The sequence below is a fragment of the Pseudomonas sp. Z1-14 genome, assembly GCF_051132005.1.
Lineage (GTDB): Bacteria > Pseudomonadota > Gammaproteobacteria > Pseudomonadales > Pseudomonadaceae > Aquipseudomonas.
The window spans coordinates 5,721,896-5,745,646 of the sequence record NZ_CP071646.1 but is presented as its reverse complement, the minus strand read 5'-3'; the positions used below and the strand labels follow the sequence as shown (position 1 = coordinate 5,745,646).

Genomic DNA, 23,751 nt, shown 5'->3' with positions numbered 1-23,751 from the left:
AAACAGTGTGCCAGCGTGAACCGGTGCTGGCTATCGACGAACGACCAGATACAAACCGACGGCCACCATGATCCCGGCGGGCCAATGGCCCAGTTCGCTCAACGGGCCACCGGCGGCCAGCACGGCGCCGCCACCCAGGTGGGCCGCGCCAAGCAGGCGCAGGAACCAATCGTCGCGCCGCTGTTTCCAGGGTGGAGCAGGATCATGGGCATGGGGCTGGGACATGCGTTCGAGCAGATCGCGGGTCATGTTGGCCAGGTGCGGAATCTGCTCGAACTGGCTCTGGACGTTGCCCAGCAAGGTCTTCGGGCTGACGCGTTCGCGCATCCAGCGTTCAAGGAAGGGCTGGGCGGTGTTCCACAAATCCAGGTCCGGGTACAGCTGGCGGCCGAGGCCTTCGATGTTCAACAGGGTTTTTTGCAGCAACACCAACTGCGGCTGGACCTCCATGTTGAAGCGGCGCGCAGTCTGGAACAGGCGCATCAGCACCTGGCCGAATGAAATATCTTTTAACGGTTTTTCGAAAATCGGTTCGCACACGGTGCGGATCGCCGCTTCGAATTCGTTGAGCTTGGTCTCGGCCGGCACCCAGCCCGAATCGATGTGCAACTGCGCGACGCGGCGGTAGTCACGCTTGAAGAAGGCGAACAGGTTGCGCGCCAGGTAATCCTGGTCCTCGGGGGTGAGGCTGCCGACGATGCCGCAATCGATGGCGATGTACTGCGGGCTCCACGGTTGCACGGTGCTGACGAAGATGTTGCCCGGGTGCATGTCGGCGTGGAAGAAACTGTCGCGAAACACCTGGGTGAAGAAAATCTCCACGCCGCGCTCGGCAAGCAGTTTCATGTCGGTGCGCTGGTCGGCGAGGGTTGCCAGGTCGGTCACCTGGATCCCGTAGATGCGCTCCATCACCAGGACTTTCGGCCGGCACCAATCCCAATAGACTTGCGGCACGTACAGCAGTGGCGAGCCCTCGAAATTGCGCCGCAGCTGGCTGGCGTTGGCGGCCTCGCGCAGCAGGTCGAGCTCATCGAAGATGGTTTTTTCATAGTCCTGGACCACGTCCACCGGATGCAGCAGGCGTGCATCGGCTGACACCCGCTCGGCGGCGCGGGCAAGGATGAACAGCCAGGCCAGGTCTTGGGCAATGATCGGCTTGAGGCCCGGGCGGATCACCTTGACCACCACTTCTTCACCCGTCTTGAGCTGGGCGGCGTGGACCTGGGCGACCGACGCCGAAGCCAGCGGCTCGACATCGAAACGGCTGAAGACTTCGCTGATCTTCTTGCCCAACTGCGCCTCGATCAGCGCTACCGACAGTTTCGAGTCGAAGGGCGGCACGCGATCCTGCAGCAGCATCAGTTCGTCGGCGATGTCTTCGGGGAGCAGGTCGCGACGGGTCGAGAGGATCTGCCCGAACTTGATGAAGATCGGCCCCAGGTCCTGCAAGGCCAGGCGCAGGCGTGCGCCGCGGCTCAAGTCCAGCGTTCGACGGGGGAACCAGCGCCACGGCAGCACAAAGCGCAGTGCCAGGAGAAACCAGGGCAGCGGCAGGGCGAACAGCAGGTCATCGAGGCGGTAGCGGATCACGACGCGCTGGATGCGCAACAGACGGCGGACGGCAAGCAGCTTCATGCGTTATCGCTTGGGTTCAAGGGATCGGGAAAGGCGCTCGAAACGCGCCTCGAGACGTTCCAGATCGAGCTTGATCTGGTCCAGTTCGGCAAAACGGGCCTGGGCTTCGCGTTGGCCTACGAGCGTACGCGATTCCTCGGCCAGGTATTCACTCAGATTCTGTCCCAGGCTGGCGAAGCCCTGGCGGTACCAGCGGGAGCGGCTGCGCAGATGGCCACTGAGCAATTGGGTGGCGACCGGGCCGATCCAGCGGGACACTTCGTATTCCCAGTCCAGTTCCAGGTCCTGGAGAATCGCCGCCAGTTCCAGTAGCACGCCGCTGTCGCCGTCGAGCTCGACGTCGGGGCTGTGCAGCACCGCCGTCTTGTTCTTGCTCAGCGCCAACTCCAGCAGGCTCGATGCCGGGGCGCGCAGCGTGCAGTCGGCCTCGGCCTCCCAATGGGCGGCGAGCATCAGGCCTTCGTCGCTGGGCAGGATGAACAGCTGCAACGCCGGGCTGCGGCAGTCGACGGCAATCACCTTGCCGCTCAAGTGTGCCAGGCGCATCGGCGCCGTGCTGTCCAGGCGCAGGACCCGGTTGATACCGAGTTCGACACTGGCGAGCAGCCCGGTGAGCAGCATCAGGGCTTGATACCGCGGTGCAGGGCGACGATGCCGGACGTCATGTTGTGGTAGGTGACCCGATCGAAACCGGCTTCGACCATCATCGACTTCAGCGTTTCCTGGTCGGGGTGCATGCGGATCGATTCGGCCAGGTAACGATAACTTTCCGCGTCGTTGGTGATCAGCTTGCCCATCAACGGCATGAAGGCGAACGAGTAGGCGTCATAAGCCTTGGACATCAACGCGTTGGTCGGCTTGGAAAACTCCAGTACCAACAGCCGGCCACCGGGCTTGAGCACGCGCAACATCGAGCGCAGGGCATCTTCCTTGTGGGTGACGTTGCGCAGGCCGAAGGCGATGGTCACGCAGTCGAAATGGTTGTCGGGGAACGGCAGCTTCTCGGCGTCGGCCTGGACGAACTCGACGTTGCCGGCCACGCCCAGGTCGAGCAGGCGGTCACGACCGACCTTGAGCATGGATTCGTTGATGTCGGCGAGCACCACATGGCCGGTGGGGCCGACGATGTGGGAGAACTTTTTAGTCAGGTCACCGGTACCGCCGGCAATGTCCAGCACGCGGTTGCCGCTGCGCACGCCCGACAACTCGATCGCGAAACGCTTCCAGAGGCGATGCATGCCGCCCGAGAGCAGGTCGTTCATCAAGTCGTACTTGGCGGCCACCGAGTGGAAAACCTCGGCGACTTTCTCCGCTTTCTGGCTTTCCGGCACGTTCTTGAAGCCGAAGTGTGTGGTGGGTTCGGCATCGCTGCCTTTGCGCTGATCAGTCATATCGCGGTCACCAAAAAAGAATGCGGGACATTCTAATCCCGGTGGAGGGCTTTGTCTTGGCAAGGCTGCAGGTAAGATGAGCCACCGCCCGGACGTTTTGACGCAGGCAGGGTCGCAAACGTTCAGGCAAGTCTCGATCAAGCAGGAGTTAACAGATGGCCCGTATTACTGTTGAGCGTGCCCATGACCTGGGCAAGGAAGCGGCCCGCGAAAAGGCCGACAAGCTGGCCCAGAAACTGTCCGACAGCTACGGCCTGGAGCCCAAGTGGGAGGGCGACACGCTGAAGCTCAAGCGTTCCGGGGTCAAGGGTGAAGTGCATGTGGGCGAGGATTCGATCCGCGTCGAAGTGGAGCTGGGCATGTTGATGTCGGCCATGAGCGGGACAATCAAGACGGAAATCGAAAAGGCGCTGGACAAGGCGTTGGCTTGATTGAAGTGCAGAGGACTGAAGTCCCCGCCTATCTATCAACTGTGGGAGCGAGCCTGCTCGCGAATGCGATGGATCAGCAACATTGATGTTGAATGACACACCGCTTTCGCGAGCAGGCTCGCTCCCACAGGGGAAATCATCGTCCCGGGTTTTATGTCAGTTGTTAGGGTGCCCTTTCTAATTATTCTCACTACTTTGTGCCTGAGCCCGACCGTGTGCGGGCAGTTGCTCAAACCTGTCTTCGAGTGAGGTGCACCATGGCCAAAGTTATTCTGAAGAAAAAAACCGACGTTGAATCTTCCACGCTGGGCGACGTGAAAACGTACGCTCGCAAGATCTGGCTGGCGGGCCTGGGCGCGTATATTAAGGTCGGTCAGGAGGGCGGCGACTACTTCAAGGAGCTGGTCAAGGCCGGTGAAGTTGTTGAAACCAAAGGCAAAAAGAACATTGCTGGGAAACTTGAAGCGGCGAACAGCGAACTGATCGAAGCCAAGACCGACGTCAATACTTTCAAGGCCCGCGTCGAAGTTCAACTCGACAAAGTCGAGAAGGTATTCGACGCGCGTGTTGCAAGTGCCTTGAATCGTATCGGCATTCCGTCTAAACATGACGTTGAGACACTCTCTGCTAAGCTCGATGAGCTGACGGCATTGCTCGAACGTGTCGCGCGTAAACATTAAGGAGAACGGGATGGCTGGCAAGAAAATCACCGAAAAAGAAGGCAGCTCGTGGGCCGGGAAGATTGAAAAGTACTCCCGCAAAATCTGGCTTGCTGGTTTAGGCGTGTACTCGAAGATCGACACTGACGGCAGCAAACTCTTCGAGTCCCTGGTCAAGGACGGCGAGAAGGCCGAAAAACTCACCAAGACGGCGGTCGGCAAACAAGTCGATGCCGCCAAGGATTCTGCCGAGTCCACCAAGTCGCGCATGGGCGGCGTGAAGGATCGTGCACTGGGCAAGTGGGATGAGCTGGAAGGGGCTTTCGACAAGCGTCTGAACAGTGCAATTTCCCGCTTGGGCGTGCCGAGCCGCAATGAAGTCAAGGAACTGCACAGCAAGGTCGACACCCTGACCAGGCAGATCGAAAAACTCACCGGGGCCAAGGTCACGCCGGTCGCGACCAAGCCTGCTGCAACCAGGACGGCGGCGGCCAAGCCTGCAGCGAAGACGGCAGCCAAGCCACTGGTCAAGGCGGCGGCAAAATCCGTCGCCAAGCCTGCGGCCAAAGCAGCGGCCAAGCCAGTAGCCAAAACCGCAGCGGCCAAGCCTGCAGCCAAGGCGGCGGCCAAACCCGTCGCGGCAAAAACTGCAGCCAAACCTGCCGCCAAGCCAGCGGCCAAGACGGCGGCGGCTAAACCAGCTGCGGCCAAACCGGCTGCCAAGCCAGCGGCAAAAGCCGCAGCAAAACCGGCCGCGGCGAAAAAGCCCGCAGTGAAAAAACCGGCCGCGCCAAAAGCAGCCGCACCCAAGGCGCCGGCCGCGGCCGCCAAACCGGCCACCCCGACGAGCACGGCAAACTCTGCCTCGGCTCCAACCCCGGTAGCCACTCCGACTCCAGCGTCGGTTCCGTCGACGCCTACCAGCCAGTCCTGATTTTCCGGGACATGCAAAGACGCCCGGCCTGTGAAGGTCGGGCGTTTTCATGTGGGAGCGGGCTTGCTCGCGAACGGGGTGGGTCAGCCAACATCAATACTGATGAGCGATCGCTTTCGCGAGCAAGCCCGCTCCCACAGTGCGGTGCGGCATTATGGGTGCTCCTCCAGATACCGCAACGCCATCTGCTCGGTCGCGACCTTGATCGCCGGCGGCAAGTGCGGCGCCACCAGCATCATGATCTGATAGACCACCAGGCGAACCTCGCCCTCGCGATCAAGGATCCGCTGATAATCCAGCGAAAACAGCAACGTCAGGGTGATCTGCTCCACCAGTTGCCCGAGTGCCTGGGTGTCGCTCACCAGCAGGCCCTGGGCCTTGAGCTGCGCCAGCAAAGAGGCCAGGGTCCGTTTCAACGCGTTGAGCAACTGGCGGATACCCTTGGCCAGTTTCGGCAGGCGCCCCGCCAGGTTTGACAAGTCCTGGAACAGGAACCGGTATTGGGCCAGGCGCTCGACGATCAAATGCAGGAACAACCAGTAGTCCTCCGGCGCCAGTTGCGCATCGGCGGGCGGATCCAGCAGCGGTGCGAGCTCGGCCTGGAATCGCTCGAACAATCCGAGTATCAGCGGTTCCTTGCCATGGAAGTGGTAGTAGAGGTTGCCGGGGCTGATGCCCATCTCGTTGGCGACTTCGAGGGTGGAAACATTCGGCTCGCCCTTCTCGTTGAATAATTGCAGGGCACACTCGAGGATTCGGTCGCGGGTTTTCATCCGGTCTTCTTGGTCGGTGGAGTCTTTCCACGGCCCGCAGTGCGACCGTGGGACGAGGCGTTCAGCGTACCCGTACGTAATTCCCGGGTGCCGCTTCCAGGGCCGGGTATTTCGCGTTGCCCAGCGTCATCTGCGTTTCGTGCTGGGCGCCGGAGCGCTCCTGGATCCAGCCCAGCCATTGGGTCCACCAACTGCCCTCGATGTGCTTGGCGTCGTAGTACCAGGCGCGCGGGTCGCTGCTCAGTTTCGGATTCTCGATGTAGTTGGCCTTGGGGTTGCCTGGCGGGTTGAGGATGCTCTGGACGTGTCCGCTGTTGGACAGCACGAAACGTCGTTCGCCGCCCAGCAGCAACGTCGAACGGTACACCGCATCCCACGGCGTGATGTGGTCGTTGATGCCGGCCACGCTGAAGCTGTCCACGGTGACTTTCTGCAAGTCGATAGGCGTGCCGCACACCTCCAGGGCGCCCGGCCGTGTCAGCGGGTTGTGTTTGAAAAAATCCAGCAGGTCGCCGTGATAGGCCGCCGGAAGCCGCGTGCAGTCGTTGTTCCAGTAGAGAATATCGAATGCCGGCGGCTCCTTGCCCAGCAGGTAGTTGTTGACGAAGTAGGTCCAGATCAAGTCGTTGGGCCGCATCCAGGCGAAGACCCGAGCCATGTCGCGGCCATCGAGAATGCCTTTCTGATAGGAGCGGCGTTTGGCGGCTTCGAGGGTCTGTTCGTCGATGAACAGCGTCGCCGGGCTCTCGATCTCGCTGTCCAGCAAGCTCACCAGGTAGGTGGCGCTGGCCACCCGGCGCAGTTGGCGCTTGGCTTGCAGATGGCCCTGCAGGGCGGCGATGGTCATGCCACCGGCGCAGGCGCCCATCAGGTTGACTTCGCGGGCGCCGGTGATCGTCCGGCAGACGTTCATGGCCTCTTCCGTCGCCTCGACATAACTGGACAGGCCCCATTCCCGATGGCGCACGTCCGGGTTGCGCCAACTGATGATGAACACCTGCAAGCCGTTTTTCAGAGCGTACTGGACGAAGCTGTTGGAAGGGCTCAGGTCGAAGATGTAGAACTTGTTGATCTGCGGCGGCACGATCAGCAGCGGCGTGGCGTATTGCTTTTCGCTCATAGGCTTGTACTGGATCAGTTCCAGCAGCTCGTTGCGAAACACCACTGCGCCGGGCGTACTCGCCAGGGTCTTGCCGACTTCAAAGGCGTGTGGCGTGACTTGCCGGGGCAAGCCGTCGTTGTGCAGCAGGTCGTCGACCAGATGGCTGATCCCGCGAATCAGGCTGCTGCCTCCGGAATTGAACAGCTCCTTGATCGCCAGCGGGTTGAGCAGGGTATTGGACGGCGATACCGCGTCGTTAAGCAGGGAGAAGGCGAAATGCGCACGGGCCTGATCATCCGGGCTCATGCCGCCCTCATCGATCCACTGGCGGACTTCCTTCTGCCAGCTCAGGTAGGCCTGCAGGCTGCGGCGGTAGAACGGGTTGAGCTGCCAGGTGGGGTCGGCGAAGCGTTTGTCGTCGGGGTTGGTCGGGTGCAGGGTTTCCCCCAGCAGGACGCGCCCCAGCTGGCCGCCGAGCCTCAACGCGTGTCGGGCACTGTGGACCGGGTTGCGCAGGCCATGGGCGGCAACGTTGCGCAGGGTCGACAGCAGGTCCCTGCCGCGCAGGCCGGTGACCGCACTCTGTGCGTTGATGAAGCTGGCAGGGGCGGGCATGGAACCCTTCGCCGGTTTGTCGCGCATGAGTCAACTCCTTCATCATCAGGCTGAAAACAAACACACCGAACCAGACAACATAGTCGCTGTTTCGGGTAGTTGCGCGATCCGGCGTCCTGCCAGGCGCAAATGGGCGGTGTCAGCCGCCACCCAGCGGCGCGGGATGCGGGTGCATGACCGCGCGCTGACGTTCTTCCTCGAGGAACTTCATGATGATCGGCGCCACGGCCTCGGCCCGGGTGATCAGGAACAGGTGGCCGTCATCGATGATGTGCAACTGCGAATTGGGGATGCGCCAGGCCAGCATGCGCATGTTGATCAGGGGGATCAGCGGGTCGTCATCCCCGGCCAGGATCAAGGTCGGCTGGTGGATCTTGTGCAGCCAATGGATGCTGGTCCAGCCGAGGCCCGCGAACAGTTGCCAGTAATAACCGAGCTTGCCCGCCGAACGTACCTTGGCCGCGTGACGAGCCGCCAGGCTTGGGTCGCGGCGGAACGAGCCGCCGTAGATCAGCGGCGCGATGCGCATCACATGGGACGGCTGCACGTAGCGTCGAGGACTGGCCATCATCCACAGCACCTTCGGCTTGCCCGGCACCATCACCGCGCCGGCGGCCGTGGCGGCGAGCACCAGCTTCTTGCAGCGCTCCGGATAATCATGGGCGAACTGTTGGGCCAGGGCGCCGCCCCAGGACACACCGATCACGTTGACCTGCCCATAGTCGAGGTAATCGAGCATCCGCGCGGTAAGCTTGGCCAGGCCCGGAAAACGATACGGCCGGCTCGGCGTCGACGAACCGCCGACCCCGGGCACATCGAAGGCGATCACTTCCAGGTCCGGGTCCAGGGCCTCGATGAACGGGAAGACCAGCTCCAGGTTGGCGCCGATGCCGTTGAAAATCAGCAACGGCGTCAAGTGAGGCTTGCCGGGACGCACCGCGGTGCGCAAGGTCTGGCCATCCAGGTCGACGGTACGGAAAATGTACGGTTGCGGCATGCTTCAAGCCCTGGGGTTAAAAAAGCAGAATGGCAGCTTCAAGCTACGAGCTTCAAGTCAAGGCGCTTGAAGCTTGAAACTTGCGGCTTACAGCTATCTTTCATGGACATAAGTGCCCGGCGCCGCTTCCCCAGCCGCATACGTCTTGTTGCCCAGCACGGTGGGGGCCTTCTTCAGCTTGCCCGAGCGTTCGGCCTGCCAGGCTTGCCAGTGCAGCCACCAGGAGTCGGTGTGCTTGGTGGAGTTTTCCATCCAGTCCTCGGCCTTGGCCGGCATGTCTTCGCTGGTCATGTAGCGTGACTTGGGATTGCCCGGCGGGTTGAGAATGCTCTGGATGTGACCGCTGCTCGACAGCACGAATTCAACCTTGCCGCCGAACAGCTGCGCCGATTTGTAGCAGGACTTCCACGGCGTGATGTGGTCGTTGGTGCCGGCCAGGGAAAAGATATCGGCGCTGACCTGCTTGAGGTCGATCGGCGTGCCGCACACTTCCAGTGCGTTGGGGCGGATCAGCGGGTTGTTCTTGAACATCTCGATTAGGTCGCCATGGAACGCCGCCGGGAGTCGCGTGGTGTCGTTGTTCCAGAACAGGATGTCGAACACCGGCGGCTCGTTGCCCAGCAGGTAATTGTTCACCCAGTAGTTCCAGATCAGGTCATTGGGCCGCATCCAGGCGAACACCTTGGCCATGTCGCGGCCTTCAAGGACGCCGGCCTGGTAGGAATGGCGCTTGGCCGTTTCCAGGGTCTGCTCGTCGACGAACAGCGCCACGTCGGTGTCCAGGGTGGTGTCCAGCACGCTCACCAGCAGGGTCAGGGCGTTGACCTTTTTCTCCCCCAGCGCGGCGTAATGGCCGAGCAGGGCGGTGCAGGTGATGCCGCCCGAGCAGGCGCCCAGCATGTTCACGTCCTTGCTGCCGGTGATGGCCGTGACCACATCCACCGCTTCCTTGAGCGCCTCGATGTAGGTCGACAGGCCCCACTCGCGCTGCGCCTTGGTGGGGTTGCGCCAGCTGATGATGAAGGTCTGCACGTTGCTGCGCAGGCAGAAGCGCGCCAGGCTCTTGTCCGGGCTCAGGTCGAATACATAGAACTTATTGATTTGCGGCGGCACCACCAGCAACGGTCGCTCATGGACCTGCTCGGTGATAGGGCGGTACTGGATCAGCTCCAGCACGTCATTGCGAAAGACTACCGCGCCTTCGGTCACGCCCAGGCTCTTGCCGACTTCGAATGCACCCATGTCTACCTGGCTCGGCATCCCGCCGTTGTGCACCAGGTCCTTGGCCAGGTGGGACAGGCCATCGAGCAGGCTCTTGCCGCCGGTTTCGAAGAAACGCTTGACCGCCGCCGGGTTGGCCGCCGAGTTGGTCGGGGCCATGGCTTCGGTCATCAGGTTGATCACGAAGTGCCCACGGCTGATGTCTTGGGGCGAGAGGCTGCTGTCGTCGATCCAGGCGTGCAGCTCCTTGCGCCACGCCAGATAGGTTTGCAAATAACGTCTGTAGAGCGGGTTCTGGCTCCACGCCGGGTCGTTGAAACGACGGTCATCACTGGCGGGCTGCAACTCGGATTTGCCGAACAGGACTTTCCTCAGTTCAGCGCCGAAATGGGCGACGTGCTTGACGCTGTGCAGCGGTTGTTTGATGGTCTGGGTCAGCACCATCCGGGCAGAGGCCAGCAGGTCTTTCCTGCGCAAGCCGACGACGGGATTCAAGCCCAGGGTGTTTTCCGAAGCTTGGTACTTCAACTCATCGTTGTTCTTGTTGCTCATCTACGACGCTCCATTGTCCTTCAGACGAGTACCGGGGACCGTGCCAGAAGCGCAAGGCCAATACCAGGTACGCTGCTCGGGGTGACCATTAATTCCGCATCGAGGGCAATGAGGAAACGTGTGCCAGGAACTCGCCGGTTCCTTTGCAGGGAACTTGCCAGCTCCATTGGTTACCCGAGTTTAATTTTTTTCGCAAGCAGGCCAGTCATTGACGTTGCCGCGCAGGCATTCAAGCAGATGAGTCTAGAAAATTCGCCCTAATGCGCCAGCCCTTGAGCTAGAGCATCAGCTTGACGACGGACGCATTCGGGTCGCGGGTTTTTCCGGCCGCCTTGAGTTCGGCGAGATAATCGTTCCACAGGTCTTCCTGGCGCACCGCCAGCTGGTACAGATAGTCCCAGGTGAACAATCCGCTGTCATGGCCATCGTCGAAGGTCAGTTTCAGTGCGTATTGGCCGGCCGGTTCGACCTTGGTCAGGCCGACGCCGAGCTTGCCGTATTGCAGGATAGGTTTGCCGTGGCCCTGGACCTCGGCCGAAGGCGAGTGCACCCGCAGGAATTCCGCGGGCAGGTGATACTCCTCGTCCGGCGCGTATTTGAGCGTCAGGGTCTTGGAGGCTTTGTGCAGGTTGATGGCGGTGGGGAGTCTGGTCATGAGTCGTCGCTCTCTTGAAGCCTTGGGTGAACGCCATGTGGCGAGGGAGCTTGCTCCCGCTGGAGGGCGAAGCCCTCCCAAGAGCCCGCCGCGATCCCCCTGGATGAACGGCGGCTTCCGGTTCCTGGGGCTACCTCGTAGCCCAGCGGGAGCAAGCTCACTCGCCACAAGAGCTCGCTCACCTATCGTGTGGCCTACAGGATATACCGCGACAGGTCTTCGTTCTGCGCCAGCTCGCCGAGGTGGCTGTTGACGTATTCGGCGTCGATGATGATCGGCGCTTCGTTGTGGGCGCTGGCCAGGTCGCCGGCGCTGAACGAGACTTCCTCAAGCAAGCGTTCGAGCAGCGTGTGCAGGCGCCGGGCACCGATGTTCTCGGTCTTCTCGTTGACCTGCCAGGCGATCTGCGCCAGACGCTTGATGCCTTCCGGCGCGAACTCGATGTTCAGGCCTTCGGTCTTGAGCAGCGCGCAGTATTGTTCGGTCAGCGACGCATGGGGCTCACTCAGGATGCGCTCGAAGTCTTCCGGCGACAGCGCCTTGAGTTCGACCCGGATCGGCAAGCGGCCTTGCAGCTCAGGCACCAGGTCGCTCGGCTTGCTCAGGTGGAACGCACCGGAGGCGATGAACAGGATGTGGTCGGTCTTGACCATGCCCAGCTTGGTGTTCACCGTGCAGCCTTCGATCAACGGTAGCAGGTCGCGTTGCACGCCTTCACGAGAAACGTCAGCGCCGCCGACATTGCCGCGCTTGGCGACCTTGTCGATTTCGTCGATGAACACGATGCCGTGCTGCTCGACCGCTTCCAGGGCCTTGGCCTTCAGTTCCTCTTCGTTGACCAGGCGACTGGCTTCTTCATCGCGCACCAGCTTCAGCGCATCCTTGACCTTGAGCTTGCGGCTTTTCTTCTTGCCCTTGCCCATGTTGGCGAACAGGCTCTGCAACTGGTTGGTCATTTCTTCCATGCCTGGCGGCGCGGAAATGTCGACGCCGGCCATTTCGGCCACTTCGATCTCGATCTCCTTGTCGTCCAGCTGGCCTTCGCGCAGGCGTTTGCGGAACAGCTGGCGGGTGTTGGAGTCCTGGGTCGTGGCGGCGTCGGCGTTGAAGCCCATGCGCGCCGGTGGCAGCAGGGCATCGAGGATGCGCTCCTCCGCGGCGTCTTCGGCGCGATGGCGAACCTTGGTGATTTCCTGTTCGCGCAGCAGCTTGATCGCCGCATCGGCCAGGTCACGAATGATCGACTCGACGTCGCGGCCCACGTAGCCGACTTCGGTGAACTTGGTGGCTTCGACCTTGATGAATGGCGCGTTGGCGAGCTTGGCCAGGCGCCGGGCGATCTCGGTCTTGCCGACACCGGTCGGGCCGATCATCAGGATGTTCTTGGGGGTCACTTCGACGCGCAGTTCTTCCGGCAGTTGCATCCGGCGCCAGCGGTTACGCAAGGCGATGGCGACGGCGCGCTTGGCATCGTCCTGGCCGATGATGTGGCGATTGAGTTCGTGGACGATTTCGCGGGGAGTCATGGACATAATAATTGGCGGTCCTCAAGCGGGAGTCTGGGCCTGGAAGGGCTTACTCCGCGAGGTCCTGCTCCTCAATGGTCTGGGTGTGGTTGGTGAAGACGCAGATGTCGCCGGCGATGCCCAGGGCAGTCTCGACGATCTCGCGGGCCGAAAGGTCGGTCTTTTTCAGCAGGGCGCTGGCGGCAGCCTGGGCGTAGGCGCCACCGGAACCCATGGCGATCAGGCCGTCTTCCGGTTCAACCACGTCGCCGTTGCCGGTAATGATCAAGGAAGCATCCTTGTTGGCCACCGCAAGCATGGCTTCGAGGCGGCTCAGGGAGCGGTCGGTGCGCCATTCCTTGGCCAGCTCGACGGCTGCACGGACCAAGTGACCCTGATGTTTTTCAAGTTGCCCTTCGAAACGCTCGAACAGGGTGAAGGCGTCGGCGGTGGCCCCGGCGAAACCGGCGATGACCTGGCCGTGATACAGGCGGCGGACTTTCTTCGCGTTGCCTTTCATCACGGTGTTGCCCAATGAAACCTGGCCGTCGCCGCCCATGACGACTTTGCCGTGACGGCGGACTGAAACGATGGTGGTCAAGGGAAGAGTCTCCACGCAGCGGGGCGAAAATGCCCGGATGGAACACATATGGGGGTGGCGTGGGGTTTTTCAACTGCGGGGCGGGGGAGGGGATGAGTGGTCCCCGGCTTTTCTTGCGCAGCGCTTTTGTGGCGAGGGAGCTTGCTCCCGCTGGACCGCGCAGCGGTCCCAAGCTTTTGGGCTGCTACGCCCGAGGCGCCAGCCCGACCCAGCGGGAGCAAGCTCCCTCGCCACGAAAAGCCCCGCTGCCACAAATGCTTTCGTCAGAATCAGCGGCTTTGGCGTTGTTGTAACAACAGGTTGCTGAAACCGCTGCCAGCCAGTTGTTTCTGGGCCTTGGTCAGCTCTTCGCGGTTGCTGAACGGTCCGACCAGTACGCGATACCAGGTTTCGTCCTTCACGGTTCCGGACTCCACCGACACCGACTGGCCCAGCAGAATGATCTGCGCCCGGACCTTGTCGGCGTCGGCTTCCTTGCGGAACGAGCCGGCCTGCAGGAAGAATTTTGTCACCGGCGCGGCCTTCTGCACCGGCGGGGCCGGTGGCGGCGTAATGCCGGCCAGGGCGGCCTGGGCGCGGGCGGTGTCGATCTTCGCCGCTTCGGCCGGGGTCACTGGCGTGGTCGGCACCTGCGGCGTCGGCAGGGTCTTCTCCGGCACCGCATCGGGCGGCACGATGACCTCCGATTCCGGGAGCAAGGTGTAGAAGTCGTATTTCGGCTTCACCGGTTGTGTCGGGCTCGGCGGGGTCTTGTTGGCCTCGGCGATCCGCGTGGCTTTCTGCTGCTCTTGCCGAACACGCTTGACGTCATCGCCCTGGCCCGGTTCCAGCTTCATCAGGAATACGATGAATGCGCCGACAGTCAGGCCGATCGCCATCCACAACCAGCCCGGAATCGGCTGTTTGGCCGGAGGCTGGTAACGACTGGCGCCGCGTTTGGGTGCAGGTTTTTTCTTGGCGGCCAAGTTACATGCGCTCCAGCGTTTCCAGGCCCAGCAGTTCCAGGCCTTGCTTGAGCGTGCGCCCGGTCAGCGCGGCGAGGCGCAGGCGGCTCTGCATTTGTGCCGGGGTCTCGGCGTTGAGGATCGGGCAATTCTCGTAGAAGCTGGAAAACAGCCCGGCGACGTCGTACAGGTAGGCGCACAAGGTGTGCGGCGTGCCCTTGTCGGCCACGTTGTTAAGGACTTCACCGAACTGCGCCAGCCTGGCCGCCAGCTCCTGCTCGTGGGCGGCTTCGAGGACGATCTGGCCCTCGATTTCGTCGAAGCCCTTGCCGAGTTTGCGGAACACGCCCGCCACGCGGGTGTAGGCGTAGAGCAGGTACGGTGCGGTGTTGCCTTCGAAGTTGAGCATCAGGTCGAAGTTGAAACTGTAGTCGCTGGTGCGGTGCTTCGACAGGTCGGCGTATTTCACCGCGTCGATGCCGACCACCTTGGCGATCTTGCGCAGTTCGTCTTCGGCCAGCTCCGGGTTCTTGCCCTTGACCAGAGTGTACGCACGGTCCTGGGCTTCGGTCAGCAGGTCGATCAGCTTCACCGTGCCACCATCGCGAGTCTTGAACGGGCGGCCATCGGCGCCGTTCATGGTGCCGAACCCCATGTGTTCCATTTCCATCGGGTGGGTCACGAAACCGGCCAGGCGGGCCACTTCGAACACCTGCTGGAAGTGCAGGGCCTGGCGCTGGTCGACGAAGTACAGGACCCGATCGGCCTTGAGCACGCCGTTGCGATAACGCACGGCCGCCAAGTCGGTGGTGGCGTAGAGGTAGCCACCGTCGGCCTTGACGATGATCACCGGCAGCGGCTCGCCATCGGCGGTCTTGAACTGGTCGAGGAACACGCACTGGGCGCCGTTGCTTTCCACCAGCATGCCTTTGGCCCGGAGGTCGTTGACCACGTTGATCAGGTCGTCGTTGTAGGCGCTTTCGCCCATCACGTCGGCCATGCTCAGCTTGACGTTCAGCAGCTCGTAGATCTTCTGGCAGTGGGACAGCGAGATGTCCTTGAACTTTGTCCACAGCGCCAGGCACTCGGCATCGCCGGCCTGCAGCTTGACCACCAGGCCACGGGCGCGGTCGGCAAACTCGGGCGATTCGTCGAAGCGTTGCTTGGCGGCGCGGTAGAAGTTTTCCAGGTCCGAGAGCTCGTCGCTGGTGATCGGGTTTTCCTGCAGATAGGCCATCAGCATGCCGAACTGGGTGCCCCAGTCGCCGACGTGGTTCTGGCGGATCACCGTGTCACCGAGAAACTCCAGGACGCGCGCCACGCCATCGCCAATGATGGTCGAGCGCAGGTGACCGACGTGCATTTCCTTGGCGAGGTTGGGGGCCGACAGGTCGACCACGGTGCGCTGCAACGGGCCGGCCTTGCGTACGCCGAGGCGCTCGTCGGCCAGGGCCGCGTCCAGCCGCGAGGCCAGCGCCTGGGTATTCTGGAAGAAGTTGATGAACCCGGGGCCGGCAATTTCGGCCTTGGTGACGTTTTCGTCGGCCGGCAATGCGGCGATGATCTTTTCCGCCAGGTCGCGAGGTTTCATGCCGGCCGGTTTGGCGAGCATCATCGCGATGTTGCTGGCAAAGTCACCGTGGGTCTTGTCGCGGGTGTTCTCGACCTGAATCGCCGGCGACAGGCCTTCTGGCAGCACACCTTCAGTGACGAGTTGGGTGATGGCTTGCTGGATAAGCTGGCGAATGGTGTCTTTCATGGTCTTCTCTTTCAACCGCAGGCGCGGCGGCGCTTCGATGCGCTGGTGGAAAAACTGGGCATTATCCGTGGCGCGGGCGAGCTTGCCAACTGTAGCGGGTCGGTTGATGCCTGTCAGGGATGGCTCGGATGTACTTGGGCCCTGTGGGAGCGGGCTTGCTCGCGAAAGCGACGGCACAGCCAACATCACCACAACTGACCCACCGCCTTCGCGAGCAAGCCCGCTCCCACAGTTAATACAAATCCACCGGATCCACATCCAGCGACCAGCGCACCGCCCGCCCGCTGGGCAGTTGTTCCAGTACCAGCAACCAGGCGCTCAGCAACCGATGCAGCGGTGCGCGAGCATTGGCCTGTAATAAAAGCTGTGCGCGATAACGTCCCGCCCGCCGTTCCATCGGAGCCGGCACCGGGCCCAATAGTTCGATCCCGCTGAGGCTCTGTTCCGCCAGCAGGCGCTCGGCCTCGCTGCACGCTTCGTCCAGGAAGCCTTCGGCCTGTCCTGGCTTGTGGGCCTCGGCCCGCAGCAGCGCCAGATGGGCGAACGGCGGCAGCCCGGCGGCGCGACGTTCGCTCAAGGCCTGCTCGGCGAAGGCGAAGTAGCCCTGCTCGGTCAGCTGGATCAGCAGCGGGTGGTCGGCCAGGTGGGTCTGGATAATCACTTTGCCCGGCTCCTCGGCCCGTCCGGCGCGACCTGCGACCTGGACGATCAGCTGCGCCATGCGCTCGCTCGCGCGGAAGTCACCGGAAAACAACCCACCGTCGGCATCCAGGATCGATACCAGCGTCACGCGCGGGAAGTGATGCCCCTTGGCGAGCATCTGCGTGCCCACCAGGATGCACGGCTGGCCCTTCTGGATCGTGGCGAACAGCTGATTCATCGCATCCTTGCGCGAGGTGCTGTCGCGATCCACCCGCAGCACCGGGTAATCAGGAAACAGGATGCCCAGACGTTCTTCGGCGCGCTCGGTGCCAGCGCCTACCGGGCGCAGGTCCACTTTCCCGCATTGCGGGCAGTGCCTCGGTACCGGCTCGGAGTGTCCGCAATGGTGACAGCGCAGTTCGCCGTAGCGCTGATGCACGGTCATCCGCGCGTCGCAGCGTTCGCAGCCGGACATCCAGCCGCAGTCATGGCACAGCAGGGTCGGGGCGAACCCCCGACGGTTGAGAAACACCAGCACCTGCTGCCCGGCGGCCAGGGTCTGGCCGATGGCTTGCTGCATCGGTCCGGAAATGCCGCTGTCCAGCGGGCGGCTTTTCACATCCAGGCGCAGGAAGCGCGGCTGCTTGGCGCCGCCGGCCCGCTCGTTGAGGCGCAGCAGGCCGTAGCGACCGGTGTAGGCGTTGTGCAGGCTTTCCAGGGAGGGCGTGGCCGAGCCGAGCACGATCGGGATGTTTTCCTGGCGCGCACGCACCAGCGCCAGGTCACGGGCGTGGTAGCGCAGGCCTTCCTGCTGTTTATAGGAGCCGTCGTGTTCTTCATCGATGATGATCAGGCCGGGTTTTTTCATCGGCGTGAACAGCGCCGAGCGGGTGCCGATGATGATGTCGGCCTCGCCGTCGCGCGCGGCGAGCCAGGCTTCCAGGCGCTCGCGGTCGTTGACCGCCGAATGCACCAGGGCGATGCGCGCATTGAAGCGCTGCTCGAAGCGCGCCAGGGTCTGCGGGCCCAGGTTGATTTCCGGAATCAGCACCAAAGCCTGCTTGCCGGCTTCGAGGGTCTGACGGATCAGTTGCAGGTAGACCTCGGTCTTGCCGCTGCCGGTGACTCCCGCCAGCAGAAAGGCGTGATAACTGTCGAAACCCGCGCGAATCGCCTCGCAAGCGGTCCGCTGTTCGGCGTTGAGCGGCAGTTCCGGCTGGGCCAGCCAGTGTTCGTGGCGCGCGTCGGGGGCGTGCCGGCGGACTTCTACCTGGACGAGATTCTTGGCCAGCAGCAGGTCAAGGCTGTCCTTGCTGAGCATCAACTTGCTCAACAGCTGGTGCGCTACCCCATGGGGATGCTGGGCCAGGGTCGCCAGGGCCTCGCGTTGGCGCGGTGCGCGGGCGATGCGCGGGTCATCCAGCGAAGCGCCCGGCGTCACCGACCAGAATCGCTCCTGGCGTGCCTCGGCCGGTTCGCCCTGGCGCAACAGCACCGGTAACGCCCAGCTCAGGGTGTCGCCCAGGCTGTGCTGATAATACTGTGCGGTCCACAGGCACAGTTTGAACAGCGCCGCGGGCAGCGGTGGCGTGGCGTCGAGCAGCGCCAGGGCCGGTTTGAGCTTGTCGACCGGCACTTCGCTGTGATCGGTGACTTCCACCAGGATCCCGATCATTTCCCGCCGGCCGAACGGCACCCGCAGGCGCATGCCCGGCTGCAACTGGGCGCGTGTTACCCCGGCTGGGGCACGGTAGTCGAACAGACGGCGCAGGGGCGATGGCAGGGCGAGGCGCAGGATGGCGTCGGGCACGCGGGGATCTCGGTAGGCGGATAAATTCGCGAGGCTGAGCGCGATTCAATGTGGGAGCGAGCTTGCTCGCGATGGCGGCGGGTCAGTTTGCATTGACGTTGAATGCCAGACCGCTATCGCGAGCAAGCTCGCTCCCACAGGGATTGTGCTGAGGGCGCGAGCCTAGCAGACGGTTGGTACAAGTTGTAGCTTGCGTGATTAATCTTGTCTGGTAGAATCCGCGGCCTAATTACGTGCGGTATTCAACAATAGTGTTGGGTGGCGGCACGCTAGCCTGAGGAAAACACCATGAAAACCGATATCCATCCGGACTACCCAGTTGTGGCCGTAACCTGCAGCTGCGGCAACAAGTTCGAAACGCGTTCGACCTACGGCAAAGCCCTGGCGATCGACGTTTGCAACGAATGCCACCCGTTCTACACCGGTAAGCAAAAGACTCTGGATACCGGCGGCCGTGTTCAGAAGTTCGCCGATCGTTTCGGTGCTTTCGGCAAAGTTACTCCAAAAGCCTGAGGCTGATCATCTTGGAAAGTCGTTCCGGCTATTCCAGGCTGATGAAAAAGGCGTCCCTAGCGGGCGCCTTTTTTGTGTCCGCGATTTGGCTCTGTGGTGCCCAGGCGGCGTGCCCGCCCCCGGATGGACTGTCCGACGTGGCCGTGCAACGGGTGGTCGATGGCGACACCTTGTACCTCAGCGACGGTCGTCGCATCCGCATGATCGGTCTCAACAGTCCGGAACTGGGAAAGCGCGGGCGTGCGGATGAGCCGTTTGCCGTGGCGGCGCGCCAGCGGCTTGAGGCGCTGGTGGCTGCCAGCGCCGGTCGGGTCAGGGTGTCGCCTGGCAAGGACGACCGGGACGACTACGGGCGCACGCTGGCCCATGTCTATGACCAGCAGGGTCGGAACCTGGAAGAGCAATTGATTGCCGAGGGGCTGGGTTACCTGGTTGCGGTTGCGCCGAATGTCGATCTGGTCGAATGCCAGCAGGCGGCGGAGCGCAAGGCGCGGCAAGCCGGCCTGGGGCTATGGAAGAAGTCACCCGTCGTGCGCGCGGAGCAGATCAAGGCCCCCGGTTTTGCGCTGGTCAGCGGCCGCGTAGACAGTGTGCAACGCAATCGCGGCGGGATCTGGATCGAGCTGCAAGGCTCGGTTGTCCTGCATATTGCGGCCAATCTGCAGCGAAGCTTTGACGCTTCGATGCTCAAGGGCCTGGAAGGCCGGACCATCGAGGCCCGTGGTTGGGTTATCGATCGCTCTCGACGCGGTGCGGCCAGGCCCGGGCAGGCGCGGTGGATGTTGCCTCTGACTGATCCGGCAATGTTGCAGGCAGTGCTCAGGCAGAAATAATTGTAGACATTTTTTGACGTTATTGTATCCATGAATCCCTTGTGTTTCCTGGTTCTTGGCCCAAAGTCGTAGGGCAGGGCGCTTGACAGCAGTGACTGGTCAGTCTTGTAGGGACTTTGCGAGGCGCGTATCCTCGGCGGTCCGTCTGTCCAACACAGTAAAAAGCGGAATGCCCACATGTCTGATCTGAAAACTGCCGCTCTCGAATATCACGCTAATCCTCGTCCAGGAAAGCTGAGTGTCGAGCTCACCAAGGCCACCGCCACTGCCCGCGACCTGTCGCTGGCCTACAGCCCCGGCGTAGCCGAGCCAGTACGCGAAATCGCTCGCGACCCTGAGCTGGCCTACAAATACACCGGCAAGGGCAACCTGGTTGCAGTCATTTCCGATGGCACCGCGATTCTCGGCCTGGGTAACCTCGGCCCACTGGCCTCCAAGCCGGTCATGGAAGGCAAGGGCGTGCTGTTCAAGCGCTTCGCCGGTATCGACGTGTTCGACATCGAAGTCGATTCCGAAAGCCCGCAAGCCTTCATCGACACCGTCAAGCGCATCTCCATCACCTTCGGCGGCATCAACCTGGAAGACATCAAGGCACCTGAGTGCTTCGAGATCGAGCGCGCCCTGATCGAACAGTGCGACATTCCAGTTTTCCACGATGACCAGCACGGCACCGCGATCGTGACCGCAGCCGGCATGATCAATGCCCTGGAAATCGCCGGCAAGACCCTGCCGGAAGCCAAGATCGTCTGCCTGGGCGCGGGTGCCGCGGCCATCTCCTGTATGAAGTTGCTGGTGAGCATGGGCGCCAGGATTGAAAACATCTTCATGGTTGACCGTACCGGCGTGATCCACTCCGGCCGTGACGACCTGAACCAGTACAAGGCCGTGTTTGCCCACGCGACCGACAAGCGCTCCCTGGCGGATGCGCTGGACGGTGCAGACGTTTTCGTCGGCCTGTCGGGTCCGAACCTGCTGAGCCCGGAAAACCTGTTGCGCATGGCGCCGAACCCGATCGTGTTCGCCTGCTCGAACCCGGACCCGGAAATCTCCCCGGAACTGGCTCACGCCACCCGCAGCGACGTGATCATGGCCACCGGCCGCTCGGACTATCCGAACCAGGTCAACAACGTCCTGGGCTTCCCGTTCATCTTCCGTGGTGCCCTGGACGTACGCGCCAAGCGCATCAACGAAGAAATGAAAGTCGCCGCCGCCAACGCCCTGCGCGAACTGGCCAAGCTGCCGGTGCCTCAGGATGTGTGTGACGCCTATGGCGGCATCAAGCTGGAATTCGGTCGTGAGTACATCATTCCGAAGCCAATGGATGCGCGCCTGATCACCCTGATCTCCGACGCCGTGGCCAAGGCCGCGATCGAGACTGGCGTGGCCACCCTGCCGTATCCGAAGAACTACCCGCTCAAGAGCGTGGATGACGTGTTCAACGGCTAAGCCGTTGTAGCGCTTCAACAAAAAGCCCCGGCTCGTGTGAGCCGGGGCTTTTTATTGGGATAGGAATAACCCCTTCGAGAAAACCACAGAACCCGTGGCGAGGGAGCTTGCTCCCGCTGGGCTGCGCAGCAGCCCCAAAAGAGGCGGTCGCTGCGCAACCGAGCGGGAGCAAGCTCCCTCGCCACAGGTTATCTACACAATGTCCGATTGAAAAAAAGCCCCGCGCTTCTCTCGAAGGCGGGGCTTTTCGGTGGCGTCCGGTCAGAACAGATCGATCGGCGCTGCCTCATCCGCCGGCAGCGGGCTACCCGGCGCTACACCGTTGCCCAGCTCATTGACCGACGGCGGCGTGTCTTCGCTCTTGAACAGCTCGAAGTACGCGCCAGGCGTGCCTGGGGTGGCCGCGCGACCGCTGACCGGGTCGACCCGCAGGCTGAGGATGCCTTCCGGTTCTGGCTGGGTGTGGGGTGGCCGGTCCTTGAGGGCGGCGCCCATGTAGGTCATCCAGATCGGCAGCGCCACGGTACCGCCGAATTCGCGACGACCCAGGCTCTCGGGCTGGTCGAAACCGGTCCAGACGGTGGTCACGTAATCGCCGTTGTAGCCCGAGAACCACGCATCCTTCGATTCGTTGGTGGTACCGGTCTTGCCGGCCAGGTCGGTGCGACCCAGTGCCAGGGCGCGCCGGCCGGTGCCGAGCTTGATCACATCCTGCAGCATGCTGTTGAGGATGTAGGTGGTACGGCCGTCAACGATGCGTTCGGCGATTGCCGGCGCTTGCGGTACGCCAGGGGCGGTGGTGGCTTCGCCGCCAGTTGCGTTGACCGTGAAGGTCTCGGCGGCGGGGGCGGCGACGCCGTCGCTGGCCTGCTCGCCTGTCGGTACTCGTGGCGGGTTGGCGACAAACAGCGTTTCGCCGTTGCGGCTTTCGATCCTGTCGATGATGTACGGAGTGATCTTGTAGCCGCCGTTGGCAAAGGTGCTCCAACCCGTGGCGATTTCCATGGGCGTCAGGGTCGCGGTGCCCAGGGCCAGGGACAGGTTGCGCGGCAGGTCCTGCTTGTTGAAGCCGAACTTGCTGATGTAGTCGATGGTGCGGTCCACGCCCAGCGCTTGCAGCAGGCGGATCGAGACAAGGTTGCGGGACTTGTACAGCGCTTCGCGCAGGCGAATCGGGCCGAGGAAGGTATTGGTGTCGTTCTTCGGTCGCCAGACCTTGTCGAGGTACTCGTCGACAAACACGATCGGCGCATCGTTGACCAGGCTGGCGGCGGTGTAGCCGTTATCCAGCGCAGCGCTGTAGACGAACGGCTTGAAGCTCGAGCCCGGTTGACGCTTGGCCTGCAAGGCGCGGTTGTAATTGCTCTGCTCGAAGGCGAAGCCACCCACCAGAGAGCGGATCGCGCCATTCTGCGGGTCCAGCGACACCAGCGCGCCTTGGGCGGCAGGTATCTGACTGAACTTGAGGGAGTTGTCCGGCTGGCGCTGTACGCGGATCAGGTCGCCGACCTGAGCGACGTCCGACGGCTGCCGCGGGTTGGCGCCCATGCTGTTGGTATTGAGGAACGGACGGGCCCATTTCATGGTGTCCCAGGCCACGTGCTCTTCGGACTCGCCATTGCGGGTCAGGACCTTGATGCCGTCCTTGTCCACCTGAGTGACGATCGCCGGCTCCAGGCTGCTGATGGTGCGCTGCTTGGTCAGCTCCAGGGCCCAGGCTTCCTTGGTCTTGCCTGGCAGGCGCGATTCCGGCCCACGGTAGCCGTGGCGCTGGTCGTAGGTCATTAGGCCTTCGTGGAGCGCGGTATTGGCCATTTCCTGCAGGTTGCTCGGCACCGTGGTGGTGACCCGGAAACCTTCGGTATAGGCGTCGCTGCCATAGCGCCCGACCATCTCGGCCCGGGCCATTTCGGCGATGTACGGGGCGTTCACTTCCGGAGTCGGTACGTGATAGCTGGCGTTGAGCGGCTCATTGATCGCGGCGGTGTACTCGGCTTCGCTGATCTTGCCGAGCTTGTACATGCGTCCAAGGATCCAGTCGCGACGCTCCTTGCTGCGTGCCGGGTTGGCCAGCGGGTTGAAGCGCGACGGTGCCTTGGGCAGGCCGGCGATCATCGCCATCTGCGCCAGGCTCACATCGCGGATCGACTTGCCGTAATACACCTGCGCCGCCGCTTCGATGCCGTAGGCGCGGTTGCCCAGGTAAATCTTGTTCACGTACAGCTCGAGGATTTCATCCTTGGTCAGCTGCCGCTCGATCTGCAGGGCCAGGAGGATCTCGGTGGTCTTGCGCGAGAAGCTGCGTTCGCTGGTCAGGAAGAAGTTCTTGGCGACCTGCATGGTGATGGTGCTGCCGCCGGACTGGATGTGCCCGCTCTTGACCAATTGGCTGGCGGCGCGCATCAGGCTGCCCGGATCGACGCCATAGTGGTTGGCGAAGTTGTCGTCTTCAGCACTTAGTAACGCATTGATGAAATTGGGCGGAATGTCGGCGAAACGGATCGGCGTGCGGCGCATTTCGCCAAATTCGGCGATCAATTTATTGTCGCTGCTGTAGACCCGCAGAGGAATCTGCAACTGAATACTTCTCAGCGCCTCCACGGACGGCAATCCCGGACTAAGGTAAAGAAAGGCACCACTCAGACCCAGGAGCAGTCCGCAGAAAACCGCGACGATGGACCATCCGAAAAATTTCAGCAGACGAATCAAGGCTTTTGGATATCCAGGCAAAGA

The 23,751-nt window shown here is 62.4% G+C and carries 19 protein-coding genes and 1 pseudogene; 6 read left to right on the top strand and 14 right to left on the bottom strand.

Annotation, left to right across the window (positions count from 1 at the left end; all coding sequences use genetic code 11):
• Window positions 1–30: 30 nt before the first annotated feature.
• The 3 genes and pseudogenes from ubiB to ubiE all read right to left on the bottom strand — a co-directional run bounded on the left by ubiB (window position 31) and on the right by ubiE (window position 3,026).
• Entirely contained in the window at window positions 31–1,635 is a 1,605-nt protein-coding gene (ubiB, locus tag J3P89_RS26320; protein WP_434570178.1) for a ubiquinone biosynthesis regulatory protein kinase UbiB, read from the bottom strand.
• Window positions 1,632–2,256: pseudogene (locus J3P89_RS26315) on the bottom strand (ubiquinone biosynthesis accessory factor UbiJ). The gene ubiB and the pseudogene J3P89_RS26315 overlap by 4 nt, the downstream one beginning before the upstream one ends.
• Complete coding sequence (ubiE, locus tag J3P89_RS26310; protein WP_024779926.1) at window positions 2,256–3,026, bottom strand: bifunctional demethylmenaquinone methyltransferase/2-methoxy-6-polyprenyl-1,4-benzoquinol methylase UbiE; 771 nt, start codon at window positions 3,024–3,026, stop codon at window positions 2,256–2,258. The pseudogene J3P89_RS26315 and the gene ubiE overlap by 1 nt, the downstream one beginning before the upstream one ends.
• A 155-nt stretch (window positions 3,027–3,181) precedes the next feature.
• Between ubiE and J3P89_RS26305 the strand changes: the two genes are divergently transcribed.
• The 3 genes from J3P89_RS26305 to J3P89_RS26295 all read left to right on the top strand — a co-directional run bounded on the left by J3P89_RS26305 (window position 3,182) and on the right by J3P89_RS26295 (window position 5,050).
• Complete coding sequence (locus J3P89_RS26305; protein ID WP_434696110.1) at window positions 3,182–3,457, top strand: polyhydroxyalkanoic acid system family protein; 276 nt, start codon at window positions 3,182–3,184, stop codon at window positions 3,455–3,457.
• 257 nt (window positions 3,458–3,714) lie between these two features.
• On the top strand, window positions 3,715–4,137 hold the full coding sequence (locus J3P89_RS26300) for a phasin family protein (protein WP_434696109.1): 423 nt from the start codon (window positions 3,715–3,717) through the stop codon (window positions 4,135–4,137).
• A 10-nt stretch (window positions 4,138–4,147) separates the two neighbouring features.
• Window positions 4,148–5,050, top strand: a complete 903-nt coding sequence (locus J3P89_RS26295) for a phasin family protein (protein WP_434696107.1) — start codon at window positions 4,148–4,150, stop codon at window positions 5,048–5,050.
• A 152-nt stretch (window positions 5,051–5,202) separates the two neighbouring features.
• Here the strand turns inward: J3P89_RS26295 and J3P89_RS26290 are convergent, their stop codons facing one another.
• From J3P89_RS26290 to J3P89_RS26245, 10 genes are all read right to left on the bottom strand, one after another.
• Window positions 5,203–5,823 carry a TetR/AcrR family transcriptional regulator gene (locus tag J3P89_RS26290; RefSeq protein WP_434696106.1) on the bottom strand — a complete coding sequence of 207 codons (621 nt, stop codon included), beginning with the start codon at window positions 5,821–5,823 and terminating at the stop codon, window positions 5,203–5,205.
• Window positions 5,824–5,884: 61 nt separating this feature from the next.
• Window positions 5,885–7,567 carry a class II poly(R)-hydroxyalkanoic acid synthase gene (gene phaC, locus J3P89_RS26285; RefSeq protein WP_434696105.1) on the bottom strand — a complete coding sequence of 561 codons (1,683 nt, stop codon included), beginning with the start codon at window positions 7,565–7,567 and terminating at the stop codon, window positions 5,885–5,887.
• 112 nt (window positions 7,568–7,679) lie between these two features.
• Window positions 7,680–8,537 carry a poly(3-hydroxyalkanoate) depolymerase gene (phaZ, locus tag J3P89_RS26280; protein WP_039592414.1) on the bottom strand — a complete coding sequence of 286 codons (858 nt, stop codon included), beginning with the start codon at window positions 8,535–8,537 and terminating at the stop codon, window positions 7,680–7,682.
• A gap of 93 nt (window positions 8,538–8,630) precedes the next feature.
• Window positions 8,631–10,310 carry a class II poly(R)-hydroxyalkanoic acid synthase gene (phaC, locus tag J3P89_RS26275; protein ID WP_434696104.1) on the bottom strand — a complete coding sequence of 560 codons (1,680 nt, stop codon included), beginning with the start codon at window positions 10,308–10,310 and terminating at the stop codon, window positions 8,631–8,633.
• 277 nt (window positions 10,311–10,587) lie between these two features.
• On the bottom strand, window positions 10,588–10,965 hold the full coding sequence (locus tag J3P89_RS26270; protein ID WP_434602581.1) for a gamma-butyrobetaine hydroxylase-like domain-containing protein: 378 nt from the start codon (window positions 10,963–10,965) through the stop codon (window positions 10,588–10,590).
• Between the two features lie 194 nt (window positions 10,966–11,159).
• Window positions 11,160–12,497: an ATP-dependent protease ATPase subunit HslU gene (hslU, locus tag J3P89_RS26265; protein WP_434696103.1), complete on the bottom strand. Its 1,338-nt coding sequence runs from the start codon at window positions 12,495–12,497 to the stop codon at window positions 11,160–11,162.
• Between the two features lie 43 nt (window positions 12,498–12,540).
• The gene (gene hslV / locus J3P89_RS26260) at window positions 12,541–13,071 is read right to left on the bottom strand and encodes an ATP-dependent protease subunit HslV (RefSeq protein WP_003186641.1); all 531 of its coding nucleotides are present in this window, start codon (window positions 13,069–13,071) and stop codon (window positions 12,541–12,543) included.
• Between the two features lie 269 nt (window positions 13,072–13,340).
• Window positions 13,341–14,036 carry an SPOR domain-containing protein gene (locus J3P89_RS26255; protein WP_186639635.1) on the bottom strand — a complete coding sequence of 232 codons (696 nt, stop codon included), beginning with the start codon at window positions 14,034–14,036 and terminating at the stop codon, window positions 13,341–13,343.
• 1 nt (window position 14,037) lies between these two features.
• Window positions 14,038–15,774, bottom strand: a complete 1,737-nt coding sequence (gene argS / locus J3P89_RS26250) for an arginine--tRNA ligase (RefSeq protein WP_305497358.1) — start codon at window positions 15,772–15,774, stop codon at window positions 14,038–14,040.
• A gap of 232 nt (window positions 15,775–16,006) precedes the next feature.
• The gene (locus tag J3P89_RS26245) at window positions 16,007–18,226 is read right to left on the bottom strand and encodes a primosomal protein N' (protein ID WP_434696102.1); all 2,220 of its coding nucleotides are present in this window, start codon (window positions 18,224–18,226) and stop codon (window positions 16,007–16,009) included.
• Window positions 18,227–18,514: 288 nt separating this feature from the next.
• Here J3P89_RS26245 and rpmE point away from each other — a divergent pair, with 288 nt between their 5' ends.
• From rpmE to J3P89_RS26230, 3 genes are all read left to right on the top strand, one after another.
• Complete coding sequence (rpmE, locus tag J3P89_RS26240; RefSeq protein WP_305497356.1) at window positions 18,515–18,739, top strand: 50S ribosomal protein L31; 225 nt, start codon at window positions 18,515–18,517, stop codon at window positions 18,737–18,739.
• A 41-nt stretch (window positions 18,740–18,780) separates the two neighbouring features.
• Window positions 18,781–19,572 (top strand): thermonuclease family protein, encoded by a 792-nt coding sequence (locus J3P89_RS26235; RefSeq protein WP_434698059.1) that lies wholly within the window; start codon window positions 18,781–18,783, stop codon window positions 19,570–19,572.
• 177 nt (window positions 19,573–19,749) lie between these two features.
• Window positions 19,750–21,018, top strand: a complete 1,269-nt coding sequence (locus tag J3P89_RS26230; RefSeq protein ID WP_434570160.1) for a malic enzyme-like NAD(P)-binding protein — start codon at window positions 19,750–19,752, stop codon at window positions 21,016–21,018.
• Between the two features lie 261 nt (window positions 21,019–21,279).
• Here J3P89_RS26230 and J3P89_RS26225 read toward each other — a convergent pair whose 3' ends face one another.
• Window positions 21,280–23,724, bottom strand: a complete 2,445-nt coding sequence (locus tag J3P89_RS26225; protein ID WP_305501381.1) for a penicillin-binding protein 1A — start codon at window positions 23,722–23,724, stop codon at window positions 21,280–21,282.
• Window positions 23,725–23,751 lie beyond the last annotated feature (27 nt).